We start from the raw sequence: 13,059 nt of genomic DNA, 5'->3' as shown, positions 1-13,059 counted from the left end.
GTCATGTCACTCCCGCCCTCGCGCCAGATAGTCCGCCAGGCTCAAGGTGGCCCCCGGACGCCCTGTCGCGGGCGTCCGCTGTCGGTTGCCGCCGGAGGGCGACGGGCCCGCCGTCACCTCCAGCCGCCCGATCTGCACCTGCACCACCTGCTCGGTCGCCCGTGCGGGCCGCCGGGCCGCGGCCTGCCGTACGGCGTCGCGTGCCGCCGCCGTGTCCGCGGCGCTCGGCCGCACGGGGGTGGACACGGCGGCGGGGGAAGCGGCGTCCGCGCCCGGGGGGATGGGCACGGACGCCGCGCTCTGGGCGGCACCCCGGTCCGGGCGCTCCCGGCCCGCCGCACGGCGCGACGCGTCCGGAACCGGCCGGGGCCCCGGCGCGAGGGGCGCGACGGGACGCAGCAGGGGTGCCTCGGGTGCGGATTGCAGGGAAGGCCGCGGGGTCACGTCCCGGTCCGCCGGGGCGTGTTCGGTGCGTACGACGGTCCGCTCCCGTTCCGTGCGGATGCGCGGCTCGGCGGTCGGCGGACGCGGTAGGTCGGGCTGCGACACGGTGGACGGCGTGGCGGAGGGCCACAGCAGGCCGTTCCCGTCGTCCGGTTCCGCCGTCGTACTCCGTACCGCCTCGACCCGTTCGAACGGGCCGGGCAACCGGGGCCGTACCCGCACCACACCCGGGCGGGGACCGGCGGCGGCCGGGGCGTGCCGGGCGATCAGCCGGTCCAGGAAGTCGGGAACCGGCGCACCATCGGCGTCAGACATCCGCACACAGCTCCAGGTAGTAGCGGCGCCGCAGCGGGCTGAGCGCCAGGATCTCCGGCTCGCTCCAGCCGTAGGCGGTGGCGAGCAGATGGACGTCGAGCAGCAGGTCCCGTGCCCAGGCGTCCAGTTCGGTCCACAGACAGGAGGCGATGTCGAGTTCGGCCCGGGTGGCCTGCCCGCACTCGGGGCAGGCCACGTTGAGCGTCACGTCGGCGCCCGGGTCGGCGGCCTCGACCGCCTCGGCGATCCTGCGCTGCACGGGCAAGGGGAGGCCCCCGGCGGGCACGGTCTTTCCCTCGTACACCGCCGAGAGGAGGCATCGCGCGAGCAGGGCCGCACGCGGGTCGGCCGCCCGGGCCACCGCCGTCAGGTCGGCGACGCCGGGCAGCCGGAACTCGACCTCCCAGCCGTCCTGCCGTACCCGTACGACGGAGTCGTCGCGTCGGACCGGTGACCGCGCGAACTCCCCCGTGTCCAGGTCGAACTCCATGTCCTCCCCGCACGCGGCGCACTCCAGACGCACCTGCATCCGTTCCCCGAACAGGGCCCGGCGCAGCGCGAACAGGTCGGCCTCGCGCTCGCCGACCGGCAGCACCGGCAGTACCCCGGAGTCGAGGTCCGGGCGCGCCGTGCGGTGCAGCAGCCGGGCGCGCCCGGCGGGCGCCTCGGCAAGCCCTGCCTCCCAGGTGGCCAGCAGACCTGCCGCCCCGGTGATCGCCATGCCTTCCCCCGCTCCCCTCAACTTCCTTTAATTCACGCCGGGTTGAGGAACGAGGGCTCCTCCGGCTCGGGCACCTCGTAGTCCCGCTCCCAGCCCTCGCACTCGAGCTTCAGCGACTGGATGGCCACCGCGTTGGCGTTGGCGTCCAGCTCGCCGAGCACCTGGTACTCGCTGGGCCAGGTCCGGTAGAGCTTGTGCGAGACGGCGACCTGGCCGGCCTCGTTGAGGACCTGGATCACGATGTCCTTGCGGAAGTCGGCGAGAGACACCTCGGAGCCGAGCCCCGCGCCGACCTGCCAGACCTTGTTGGCCCAGCGGTCGAACTCGGGGTCGTGCGTGACCCCGCGCTCCAGCGTGATGCCCTCGAACTCGGAGCGCCCCGGCGACTTGCGCGGGGAGCTGGGATCGCCGCCATGCCGGTGCTTGACGACCTCGGTGGTCCGCTTCAGCGGACTGATCTTGCTGATGCCGGCGACCGTCCGACCGTCCCACAGAACCAGGAACTTGAAGTTCTTGTAGGGGTCGAAACGATGGGCGTTGACCGTGAACTCAGCCATCGGATTCCTTCAGCTCTCCAAGATTCCCGGGCGCCTAGAGCTCGAACTGCCCGGACGTCTGCTGGATTTTTACGATCACGAACTCCGCCGGCCGGACCGGTGCGACGCCGACCAGGACGTTCACGATCCCGTTCGCGATGTCCTCGTCGGTCGTCGTGTCGCTGTCGCACTTGACGAAGTACGCCTCGCGCGGTGTGCCGCCCTTGAAGGCGCCCTGCCGGAAGAGCGTGTGCAGGAACGAGGAGGCGCTGAGGCGGATCTGCTGCCACAGGTTCTCGTCGTTGGGCTCGAAGACGACCCACTGCAGGCCCCGCTGGAGGCTCTCCTCGACGTGCAGGGCCAGCCGCCGCACCGGGACGTACTTCCACTCGCTGTCGAGCGCGTCCGAGCCCTCCAGCGTGCGCGCGCCCCAGACCACGGGGCCGGTCACCGGGAAGGTGCGCAGGACGTTGACGCCGAGCGGGTTGAGCAGGCCGGTCTCGCGGTCGGTCAGGCTGACCGTGAGCGAGTGCACGCCCGCGAGCCGCGCCTCGGTGCCGGCCGGAGCCTTCCACACGCCGCGCTCGGAGTCGGTGCGCGCGATGACGCCCGCGACCGCGCCGGACGGCGGGAAGGAGCGCAGCCGCCCGGTGAGCGGATCGGTGAGCTGCAGATGCGGGAAGTACAGGCCCGCGTGGTTGCCGCGCACGGCGTCGAAGGCGGCAAGACCGGCGCGTGCCGTGTCCACGTTCACCCAGGTGCCGGGCGCGTCGACGAGCAGGAAGATCCGCCGCTCCTGGCACAGCCGCTGGGCCGCCGAGACGACGGTGACGATGTCGTCGGTCGACTCGTACGCCGCGAGTTCGGGCAGGACGAGCAGGTTGACGTCGGCCTCGCCGCGCAGCGCCTGGATGCCGGTCTTGTCGGCCTCGCTGCCGATGAGGTCGCGTGGCCCGGGGGCCTCGCCGTCCTCGCCGCCCTCCAGCGGGAACACCGGCGGGTTGACGGAGGCCTCCAGGCCCAGGTCGTTGGCGCACTCACCGAGGAAGCGGACGACGTCCTCGGGGTCGGTGGAGCCCGCCACGACCTGCAGGCGCCGGCCGAAGGCGGTGACCTCGGCACCCGCGAAGGCGTGCTTGCCCGGGGCGTCGGGCAGTGCCCGCAGCTTGCGCTCGAGGAGCAGCGACAGTTCGGCGACGGTGGACGGGGCCTCGCCGTCGGTGTCGGGGTCGTAGAGCGTGAACTCGCGCTCCACGTCGCCGATCTTGACGGTGAGGTCGACCGCCAGGTCGGGCAGCTCGTGCCCGTACGGCTTGGACACGGTGCCGGACGGGTCAGGCCGGCCCTCGCCGACGGTCTCGACACGGATCAGCCGGGAGCCCGCGTTGATCACGGTCGGCGCGTAGCGGCCGTGCCCGGGGTCCGTGGACAGGCCCGTGAAGCTCTCCCTCGCCTCGCCCTTGGCGTCGTGAACGCTCAGGTTAAAGGTTTCTTCGGGACAAGGCGTGTCGTAGTCGACAGCGACGCGCAGACCGTTCCCCCACGCGCCCGGCTCCTTGGCGTGCACCTCCAGGACCCGGCTCGCGCTGTGCCCCTCGGTGGACTCCAGGGTGACGCAGGCGGCCTTGCCGCTGCCGGCCTTGGCGACGCGGACGATCACCGCGACGGTGCCGCCGTTGCCGAAGAACTGGTGCACCGCGTAGCCGACGGCGCTCTGCGCGCTGAGACCGCCGAAGCGCCGCTCGAAGTCCGCGAAGCTGGTGACTCGCACCGGCTCGTTCAGCGGACCGCGCCGGGTGTGGCCCACGAAGGCCGTCACCGAAGTGGTCAGGGTCGAGATGGTGCGGGTACTGCTGGGAAGCTCTTCGACGTAGACGCCGGGATACGTCGGCCTGGCGACGCTCGCTGCACTCATCGGCGTTCCCCCTCCTATCCCTGCTCTCGGGCACCGGATGAAGGCACCAAGAGGCGACGGAGGGGACGGTCCGAACCGGCGCGCGAAGACGCTCCGCACGCAGAGCGGCGGCGGCCATGCGCACCGCATCAGTTTCCCCCGTCAGTGCCCCGGGACGGTCGACTGCCCGGGTCAAGCAACGTGCTTGTGACTCCTGATGCTCAAGTGCTCAACCCACCCTGATGTGACCGGAGTTGACCGAACAAGGCGCGTTTTAGCCACTCCAGGAGGGGGTTTCGCGAAGATGACATCGCGGCATTCACACATTTCACCCGCATGCCCCCGCCCGATGCTTCACAGTTCGCACACAGAGGGTGCTGTCTCAGATGGGCGCGCACATCCCGACCGGTCCCGTGACCGCAGGGGTAGCGCTCCCACTGCCTCACTCAGCCCACCCCCTGCCGCTGCGGCCTCCCCCGGTCGCACACAAACCGCCGTGGCCGGTTTCCCTGGGGTGACGCGAACACGCCGATCACCGGCGTGCGCACCGCAGCGATGGCGGGCCGCTTGGCACCGGCAGGTGTCACCCGGTGTCGGCGTCTGCCGGTCTCAGGCCACTCCGGGGCAGCCACCGTCGGCGCGACGGCACCGTGACCGAAGGATGCGGCACACCCGTCCCCGTTGAATCCTTCGGCCGGCAATTCACCGGCCCCATCGGCCGCCGCTGCGCTGCGGCCTAGCGTTGCCGGGACGCGAGGAGTGGCCCATGCCCGGCAGACTCAGTCCGTTCCTCCAGGGCGCCTTCACGCCCCTCTACACCGAACACACCGCCCACCGCCTTCCGGTGCGGGGCACACTCCCGCCCGAGCTGGACGGGCTGTTCACCCAGATCGGCGGCAATCCGCTGGCCCCGCCCCGGCGCCGCGACTCGGAGGACTACTCCTGGTTCAGCCAGGACGGCATGGTGTGCGGCGTCCGGCTGCGGGACGGCCGCGCCGAGTGGTTCCGCAATCGATGGATCCGCTCCCGGCGGGTGTACCGTTCGCTCGGCGAGTCCCGGCCCCCGGGTCCGCGGCGGTTCTTCACCGACGTCGTCAACACCAATGTGGTCTGCCACGGGGGCCTGCTGCTCGCCCTGGTCGAGACGGGGTGCATGCCGGTCCGGCTGAGCGAGACCCTGGACACCGTCGAGTACTCCGACCTGGGCGGCGGACTGCCCAGAGGAATCACCGCGCACCCCAAGACCGACCCGGTCAGCGGGGAGCTCTTCGCCCTCGCGTACTCGCCACTGCGGACCTCGGCCGACTACGTCGTGATCACCGCCGACGGCACGACCAGGAAGACGGAGCGGATCCCGCTCGGCGGCCGGCCGATGATGCACGACATCGCCCTCACCCAGAACCATGTGGTGCTGTTCGACCTGCCCGTGCGCTTCGACCTCGGACAGGCGGCTCGCGGCAGATTCCCCTTCCGCTGGGACGACCGGCATCAGGCGCGCATCGGTCTGCTCCCCAGGGAGGGCGGCGCCGGCAGTCTGCGGTGGTTCTCCATCGCACCCTGCTTCGTCTTCCACTCGGTCAACGCCACCGAGGAGAACGGAGTGGTCCGAGTCTACGCACTGCGCTACCCCAAGATGTTCGACGGAAACAGCCAGGACCCGTTCGCGTACGGGGCGGGCCTGCTCTGGGAATGGACCATCGACCCGGCCCTCGGCACGGTGACCGAGCGCCAGCTCGACGACCGCCAGCAGGAGTTGCCTCGCGTCGACCCCCGGCGGATCGGGCGGCCGTTCCGCCACTACTACGGCATGAGCGCCCGGGAGCTGGGACTGAGCACCCACGAGCCCGAGGTGCTGGTCAAGTACGACATCGCGCGGGAGCACACCGAGGAGCGTGCCTTCCCGCACGGATCGGTACCGACCGAGCCGGTGTTCGTGCCCCGGGCAGGCGACGGCGCGGCCGAGGACGACGGCTGGATACTGCACTTCCGCATCGACGCGCTCCACCACGAGAGCGACCTCGTGGTGCTGGACGCCCGCGATTTCACCGGCCCGCCCGTCGCGACCGTACGCCTGCCGGTGCGCGTGCCCTTCGGGTTCCATTCGAACTGGATACCCGGAGCCGAACTCGGCGCGGTCGCCGCCGGGCTCGGGCCGCCCTGGTGACACACCGGTTCAGCCGGCCCCGCTGATACACAGGCTCAGGCCACCCCGGTGATGGGGGTCGAGACTGGTGAGCTCGCATGTTCAGCTGTCGCGTATTCCGCTCACGACTGCCTGCTTGCGTGACGATGAGTGATTGATCTGCGGGGGCTTGGCTTCGGCTGGGCGTGTGCAGGAAGATCACGGCATGGACTCCTTCGACAGTCTCCAGAGCGTGCGGTCGCCGCGGTTGCGGCCTGGGGACCGGGTGCGGATCGTCGCTCCGGCCTGTCCCCCCAGCCGCGAGGGAGCGCCCGTGGCGTTGAGTTAATGGCGTCATGGGGGCTTCGGGTCGGGTTGGGTGAGCACGTCTTTGACCAATGGGGGTATATGGCCGGCCGGGATGAGGATCGTGTCTTCGACCTGAACTCTGCGTTCGGCGACCCGGGGGTCCGCGCTGTGTTTGCCGCCATGGGCGGTAAGGGCACCTACCGCATCGTCGACGACCTCGATACCGACGCGCTGCGCCGTGACCCGAAACCGGTGGTCGGCTTCAGCGACATCACCCACCTCCACCTCGCCCTGTGGGCTCGATGCCGCTTGTCCTGCCTGCACGGCCCCTTCCCCCAACGCGAGCGACGAATGGTGCGGGCCCGCATCAGCCGACGCCGTTCGCCGCGCGCTGATGACCACCGATCCCGTCATCATCCACCGGGACACCAGTCAAGCCAGTGCGGCAGTCACCGTCGAGGGCACCGCGACCGGTGTCCTGGTCGGCGGCAACCTTGACGCGATCCGCACCGAGGCCGGCGCCGGTCTGCCGAGCCTCAAAGGAGCGATCCTCTTTCTCGAACACCAGCGAGGCACAGGATTGGGGGAGGTCGACCGCGCGCTGACCCAGCTGACCCGTACCGGGGCTCTGGACGGGTTGCGCGGTGTCGTGCTCGGCCAGTTCCTCGGCTTCGACCAGGATGCCGATGACCCGTCCCTGGGGGGATGGGGCATCGCCGACGTCCTGCGTGACCGACTGACCCGCCTGGGCGTTCCTGTCCTCGGCGGGCTCCCTGCCGGACACGGCCCACATCCTCCGACCGTCCCGCTCGGCACTCAGGCCACGATCGACACCGCCGCCGGCACCCTGACGGTTCAGCCAGCAGTCGCCTGACCGTCGACTGCCTTACTCCGGGGCAGGGCCCACAGCGGTGGATGGCTGCCCGGTCTAGCCGTCCCCCGAGGCGATCGCCGAGCTCACGAGCCTGCTCGCGCCCGGGGGCAGCAACCGCTGAGCCGCATTCCTTGATCCTTCTCGGTGGCAACGGCGGAGGCGGACAGAAGCGTCGCAGCGGCGAGGCTGCCCCAGAGGGCAGCCGAGCCGTGGGAGGCGAGAGCGGTGATGACCGCCGGGGAGACGGCGAGGCCGACGCCCGTGGAGAGCTGGAAGCGGGCGAGGGCGCGTCCCAGGACATGAGCCGGGGCGAGGGCGGTGACGAGCGCGGTGGCGCTGCCGGCATAGATGATCTCGCCGATGGTGCAGACCACGGACACCGCGGCGACGGCCGGGGCACTCCAGCCGTGTCCCAGTGAGGTGGCCGCGAGGAAGCCGAGGTAGGACGCGGCGAGTACCACGCCGGCAAGAGCCAGCACGGTCCGCCGGGAGAAGCGGGACATCAGGACGGTGACCGGAACCTGCAGGGTGACCACCAGCACCGTGTTCGCCACGAAGATGGCTGCCGACCACACCGAGGATGCGTGCAAGTGTGTCACCAGGACCAGAGGCAGCGCGATTTCGGGGACGTTGAGGCAGAAGACGTAGACCACGTTGGCGGCCAGCAGCACGCGCACCGAGGAGTCCTCGATGCCGAGCTGCTCCGCGAGGTAGTCGACGACCTCGGCCGGCACGTCCGTCGGGTCGTCCAGGAACACCCCGAGATAGCGCGCGGTCTCAGCTGGGCCGCGAAACCCAGCCGGTTGTGGGACCGCCGCTTCGCCTCAACCAGTTCCCGGTCCGCGTCGTCCAGGAAGAAGAGCCGCTCCAACTCCGTACGGGACGGCGCCCCGTCAAACGCCGCGTACGCGGCGGCCTGCGCATCCGTCAGAAACTCGACCGGCACCCCGGACCTCCACACAGTCAGTGATCAACACGACCGTCGAAGGCTCCGCCCCCACAAAAGCCCAGGTCAAAGCGCTCTCAGGCGCGCGGGAGGCTTAGCGCCAGTTTCCGTTCCAATGTTCCTCAACCCCCGTGATGCGCTCGGCGGCCAGCCGGCCGCTGATCAGCACCATGGGGACGCCCACGCCCGGCCGGGTGGCCGAGCCGGCGAAGACGACGTTCTCGCCGTAGAGGTTGCCGGGCCGGAACGGGCCGGTCTGGGAGAAGACGTGTGAGGCCGCGAAGGGTGTCCCCTCGGCCATGCCCATGCGCCGCCAGTCGGCCGGGGTGATCGTGTGCTCGACCTCCATGGCCGAGCCGAATCCGGTGTAGCCGTGGCTCTCAAGGGTCGCCGCCACCTCGTCGCGATAGAGCGGCCCGAGCCGCTCCCAGTCGATGCCGGACCGCAGATTGGGCGTGGGGAAGAGCGTGTAGTACGTGTGCCGGTCCTGCGGCGCCAGCCGGGGATCGGAGCGGCTGGGCGAGGTGACGAAGAACGACGGGTCGCTCATCAGCCGCCCACGGTCGAGGAGTTCGGAGAACACCGTGCGCCACGCCCGGCCGAAGTGGATGTTGTGATGGGAGAGGTCCGGGTGGGTCGCGCGTCCGCCGGAGAGCAGCAGGAAGCAGGAGGGCGAATAGCGCAGCCGGCGCACCGAGCGCGGCCGGCGGCCGAGCAACTCGTCATGGGCGACCGGCAGGTCCGGGTTGAGGACCACGGCGTCGGCGGGGATCCGCTCGCCCTCCGTGGTGATGACGGCGGTCGCGCGCCGTCCCGACATCTCGACGCGGGACGCCTCGGTCCCGTACCGGAAGACCACCCCGTGTTTCTCGGCCGCCCCCGCCAGCGCTCTCGGGACCGCGTGCACCCCGCCGACCGGGAAGAACACCCCGCCGACCGTGTCCATGTAGGCGATGACGGCGTACAGCGCCAGGGCCTGCTGGGGCGAGACGCCGGCGTACATCGCCTGGAACGAGAAGATCCGCTGGGTGCGGTCGTCCCGCAGGTACGAGGCGACCTTGGGGGCGAGACGGCGGAAGCCGCCGAGCGCGACCAGCCGGGCGAGGTTGGGGGTGAGCAGGTGCCATGGCCCGTCGATGTTGCGGTCGATGAAGTCGTTCATCTCGCACCGGTACATCTGGTCCATGAAGCGGTGGAACCGCCGGTATCCGACCGCCTCCCGCGCACCGCAGACACGGGCGATCTCCTCGGCCATGTCCTCCGGATCGGCCCGTACGTCAAGGCGTGAGCCGTCCGCGAAGGAGGCCCGGTACACCGGGTCGAGCCGGACCAGCTTCAGCCAGTCCTCCATCCGCTCGCCGACACAGCCCAGTGCGTCGGCGATCAGGTCCGGCATGGTCAGGACCGTCGGCCCGGTGTCGAAGGTGTAGCCGCCCTCCTGCAGCAGCCCGGCCCGGCCGCCTGGCACCGGCTCCCGCTCGATCACGGTGACCTCGCGCCCGGCGGCGGCCAGCCGCAGGGCGGCCGACAGCCCGCCGAGTCCCGCCCCGACGATGACCACGCGGCGGGTGGGTCCCTGAACGGTGCGGATCGCGCGTATCGCCATGGAGTGTGTCCTCTCGGGTGGGGGCCGGTCAGTGACGACCCGGTTCGGGCACGGTCGCCGGCCGCCGTGCCCATCGGGCGGCCGTGCGCGTCCGTTCGCGTACCGTCGCGGCCCGGACCAGCAGGACGCTGTCGACCACCAGCAGATCGGTGGCCAGGAAGAACACGGCCTCCTCCAGGGGCAGTCCGCCTGGCGCGAACCCCACGGTGTGGGCGTCGCTGATCCGCCACGCTCCGGCGTGGATGGCCAGCGCGTCCGCCGCCCACAGCACCGGGGTCACGGCGAGTCCGCGGAGCCGGTCCGCGCGGGCGGCGCGCAGTACGTCGGCCCCGGCGGCGGCCTGAAGGGCGAGCGGCGGGGCGAACCAGAGGAGGATGGCTCCCAGGTACAGGGCCTGCTGATGGGTCGTCAGCAGCCATCCGGCGCAGGCGGCGGTCAGCCAGCCTGCGCAGCACGCCGGGCGCCACCATGCGTCCTTCGCGGGCTGCGGCTCGGGGGCGCGAGCGGTGACGAACAGCGTCCAGCAGCCGGTCAGCACCGTCTGGCCGACCATGAACAGGTACTCCTCGATGGGCACCCGGACCACCGTGCCGATCACGCTCCCCGGCGGATACCCCCAGACGCCGTGCACGATCAGCCACCGGTCCCACGGCGTCGTCCACACCACCGCCACCACGGCCAGGACCCCCACCGTCATCAGCCCGCGCCGTACCCCGGCACGCTCGTCCGCCGGCAGAGACCGGTGGCGTACCACCAGCAAGGTGAGTACGACGAGCAGCAGCGGCAGCAGAATCGTCATCAGGAAGACGCCGTAGGTCATGCCGCGACCGCCTCCCACTGCCGCCGGGCATGCAGATACGCGGGCAGCGCGACCCGCAGCCGTCTGGGCAGACTCACCGCCGCACGGCGCTGGAAGACCTCGTAGTCAGCGCGCTCGATCTCGTCGAGGATTCCGCTGTACAGGGCCAGGGCGGTACGGATGCAGTCGCGGCTGGACGGTGCCAGCATGTCGACGCCCTCGGCGGCGAACGCATAGATCCGGCGGGTGCGGTGGATCTCGTACCGGAGCAGTTCCCTGATCCGCGGGGTGACGGCGCGGGCCTCGAGCTCCTCGCGGGTGACGCCGAACGCGTCCAGGTCCTCAAGCGGGAGGTAGAGGCGCCCGCGGTCGAGGTCCTCGTCGATGTCGCGGACGAAGTTGGTCAGCTGGAACGCCTCGCCGAGCGCATGGGCCCGCTCGTACGCACCGTCCTCGCGGGGTTCGAGGATCGGCGTCATCTCGAGCCCGATCACCGCGGCGGACCCGTACATGTACGTCTGGAGGTCGGTGTAGGCCGGGTACTCGGTGACGGTCAGGTCCATCAGCATCGAGGACAGGAACGCCTCGATGTGCTCGGTGTGGACGTCCCAGACCTTCATGGTGTGCAGCAGGGCCCGGCAGACCGGGTCCGTGCTCTCGCCGCGCCGGAGGTCGTCCAGGGCCTGGTCGCTCCACCGGGTCAGGGTCTCCGCCCTGGTGAGCGGGTCGCCGTTGTCCACGATCTCGTCGGCGTAGCGGGCGAAGCCGTAGAGACTGTTGACGTACGGGCGCTTGGCGGGCGGCAGCAGCAGTGTCGCCAGGTAGTAGGTGCGGCCGAAGGAGGCGTGCAGTTTCCGGCACTCCTCGAAGGCGGCCCGCAGAGTTGGGTCGTGGATGCCGGCCGCGTCCAGCCAGCGGGCGTGCGAGCTCTTGATGCGCGGGGGACCCGGCTGCGCGAACGCCGTCCCGGGACTCATCGCTGGGCCGCCGTGGTGTGGTCGCTGACGCGGTAGTGCGTCAGGTCGGGTTCGCGGGTGGCGAGGCGGTAGCGGTAGGCGCGGTGCGGCCACAGATTGGTGACCTCGCCGGAGTCGGTCTTGTACCAGCTGCGGCAGTCGCCCTGCCACACCGTGGAGCTCAGTCCGGCGTCGAGCCCGCGCTGGTAGTCGTCGAGCGCCTGCCGGCTGACCTCCATGGTGCGCCGGTCGCCGATGACCTCCAGGCAGCGCAGCAGATACCGCACCTGGCTCTCCAGCATGTAGACCACGGAGTTGTTGCCGCTGCTGGTGTTCGGCCCGTAGAGCACGAAGAGATTGGGGAAGCCGGGGACGGTCATGCCCAGATAGGCCGAGGCGCCGCTTCGCCAGGCGTCGTTCAGCCGGCCGCCGGGGCCCTCCACCTCGATCGGGGCGAGGAAGTCCGTCGAGTGGAAGCCGGTGGCGTAGATGACGGTGTCCGCCTGGTGGATCCGGCCGTCGGCCGTCTCGATGCCGTCCTCGGTGACGCGCTCGATGCCGTCGGCGACCAGCTCGACATTCGGGCGCATGAGGGCCGGGTAGTAGTCGTTGGACAGGATCATCCGGTTGCAGCCGAACGGGTACTCCGGGGTGAGCTGCCTGCGCAGCACCGGGTTCGGGATCTGGCGGCGCAGATGGTGGCGGGCCTGGGCGGCCAGCGCCCGCCCGATGGGACCGCGGTGGATCGGTGAGTAGGCGATGGTCTCGGCCATCAGCCACCAGGCGGCGCGCGGCATCTGCCGCGCCCAGGGGAACCGCTCGAAGGCCCGCAGGGTCGCCTGCCCGTAGGCGCGGTCCATCTTCGGGATGATCCACTTCGGCGAGCGCTGGAAGACCCGCAGCCGCTCCACGACGGGAGCGATGCGGGGCACGAACTGCACGGCGCTGCATCCGTTCCCGATCACGGCGACCGACCGTCCGGCCAGGTCGTGGCCGTGGTCCCAGCGGGCCGAGTGGAAGGCCGTGCCCCGGAAGTCGTCCATGCCCTTGAGGTCCGGCAGCCGGGGGCGGTTGAGCTGCCCGGTGGCGGTGACGAGCACCCGGGCCTCGTACCGCTCCCCCGCCGCAGTGCGCAGCCGCCACACCCCGGCGGTCTCGTCGAAGCGGGCGTGGGTGATCTCGGTGCCGAACCTGATGTGCGGACGGATGCCGTTGCGCTCCGCGCAGCGCCTGATGTAGCCGAGGATCTCCGGCTGTTCGGCGTAGGTACGGGTCCATTCGCCGTGCTGTTCGAAGGAGTACGAGTACAGGCAGGACGGGATGTCGCAGCCCGCGCCGGGATAGCTGTTGTCGCGCCAGACCCCGCCGATGTCGTCGGCCTTCTCGAACACCGTGAAGGAAGAGGTTCCGGCCTGCTTGAGGCGGATCGCCGCGCACAGTCCCGCGAGCCCCGCCCCGATGATCGCCACCTGCAGCGTGGCAGGAGGTCTCTCAGTCGCACTCGTCATGCGGTTTTCCTGTTCTTCGCTTTTCACGG

General features: G+C 70.8%; 12 protein-coding genes and 1 pseudogene. 3 read left to right on the top strand and 10 right to left on the bottom strand.

Features of this window, described 5'->3' with window-relative positions; all coding sequences use genetic code 11:
* Positions 1–6: 6 nt before the first annotated feature.
* The 4 genes from ACWD4J_RS14295 to ACWD4J_RS14280 are packed head-to-tail and all read right to left on the bottom strand — an operon-like array spanning position 7 to position 3,931.
* On the bottom strand, positions 7–759 hold the full coding sequence (locus ACWD4J_RS14295; protein ID WP_451395646.1) for a hypothetical protein: 753 nt from the start codon (positions 757–759) through the stop codon (positions 7–9).
* Positions 752–1,480, bottom strand: coding sequence for a T4 family baseplate hub assembly chaperone (locus ACWD4J_RS14290; RefSeq protein ID WP_451395645.1), 729 nt, complete (start codon positions 1,478–1,480; stop codon positions 752–754). The genes ACWD4J_RS14295 and ACWD4J_RS14290 overlap by 8 nt, the downstream gene beginning before the upstream one ends.
* Before the next feature lie 32 nt (positions 1,481–1,512).
* Positions 1,513–2,037 carry a phage tail protein gene (locus tag ACWD4J_RS14285; RefSeq protein WP_004003113.1) on the bottom strand — a complete coding sequence of 175 codons (525 nt, stop codon included), beginning with the start codon at positions 2,035–2,037 and terminating at the stop codon, positions 1,513–1,515.
* 34 nt (positions 2,038–2,071) lie between these two features.
* A complete protein-coding gene (locus ACWD4J_RS14280) occupies positions 2,072–3,931 on the bottom strand; it encodes a phage tail sheath subtilisin-like domain-containing protein (protein ID WP_451395644.1) in 1,860 nt (619 codons plus the stop codon).
* A gap of 745 nt (positions 3,932–4,676) precedes the next feature.
* Here ACWD4J_RS14280 and ACWD4J_RS14275 point away from each other — a divergent pair.
* The 3 genes from ACWD4J_RS14275 to ACWD4J_RS14265 all read left to right on the top strand — a co-directional run bounded on the left by ACWD4J_RS14275 (position 4,677) and on the right by ACWD4J_RS14265 (position 7,215).
* Positions 4,677–6,074, top strand: coding sequence for a carotenoid oxygenase family protein (locus ACWD4J_RS14275; RefSeq protein ID WP_451395643.1), 1,398 nt, complete (start codon positions 4,677–4,679; stop codon positions 6,072–6,074).
* Between the two features lie 306 nt (positions 6,075–6,380).
* On the top strand, positions 6,381–6,839 hold the full coding sequence (locus ACWD4J_RS14270; protein ID WP_451395642.1) for an LD-carboxypeptidase: 459 nt from the start codon (positions 6,381–6,383) through the stop codon (positions 6,837–6,839).
* Positions 6,736–7,215 carry a hypothetical protein gene (locus tag ACWD4J_RS14265; protein WP_451395641.1) on the top strand — a complete coding sequence of 160 codons (480 nt, stop codon included), beginning with the start codon at positions 6,736–6,738 and terminating at the stop codon, positions 7,213–7,215. Before ACWD4J_RS14270 ends, ACWD4J_RS14265 begins: the two co-directional genes overlap by 104 nt.
* 83 nt (positions 7,216–7,298) lie before the next feature.
* On the opposite strand, the gene ACWD4J_RS14260 is transcribed toward ACWD4J_RS14265, so the two are convergent.
* The 6 genes and pseudogenes from ACWD4J_RS14260 to ACWD4J_RS14235 form a co-directional block, all read right to left on the bottom strand.
* Positions 7,299–7,868 carry an MFS transporter gene (locus tag ACWD4J_RS14260; RefSeq protein ID WP_451395760.1) on the bottom strand — a complete coding sequence of 190 codons (570 nt, stop codon included), beginning with the start codon at positions 7,866–7,868 and terminating at the stop codon, positions 7,299–7,301.
* Between the two features lie 21 nt (positions 7,869–7,889).
* Positions 7,890–8,161 (bottom strand): annotated as a pseudogene (locus ACWD4J_RS14255) (DUF4158 domain-containing protein); the annotation flags it as partial.
* Between the two features lie 94 nt (positions 8,162–8,255).
* Complete coding sequence (gene crtI / locus ACWD4J_RS14250) at positions 8,256–9,767, bottom strand: phytoene desaturase family protein (protein WP_451395640.1); 1,512 nt, start codon at positions 9,765–9,767, stop codon at positions 8,256–8,258.
* 28 nt (positions 9,768–9,795) lie between these two features.
* On the bottom strand, positions 9,796–10,587 hold the full coding sequence (locus tag ACWD4J_RS14245; protein ID WP_451395639.1) for a lycopene cyclase domain-containing protein: 792 nt from the start codon (positions 10,585–10,587) through the stop codon (positions 9,796–9,798).
* Positions 10,584–11,543 (bottom strand): phytoene/squalene synthase family protein, encoded by a 960-nt coding sequence (locus ACWD4J_RS14240; protein ID WP_451395638.1) that lies wholly within the window; start codon positions 11,541–11,543, stop codon positions 10,584–10,586. The genes ACWD4J_RS14245 and ACWD4J_RS14240 overlap by 4 nt, the downstream gene beginning before the upstream one ends.
* Positions 11,540–13,030 carry a flavin-containing monooxygenase gene (locus ACWD4J_RS14235; RefSeq protein WP_451395637.1) on the bottom strand — a complete coding sequence of 497 codons (1,491 nt, stop codon included), beginning with the start codon at positions 13,028–13,030 and terminating at the stop codon, positions 11,540–11,542. The genes ACWD4J_RS14240 and ACWD4J_RS14235 overlap by 4 nt, the downstream gene beginning before the upstream one ends.
* Positions 13,031–13,059: the final 29 nt, after the last annotated feature.

The sequence above is a fragment of the Streptomyces sp. NPDC002577 genome (assembly GCF_053594815.1).
Note: the sequence above shows the minus strand (reverse complement) of the source record. Positions and strands in the feature narration are given on the sequence as shown.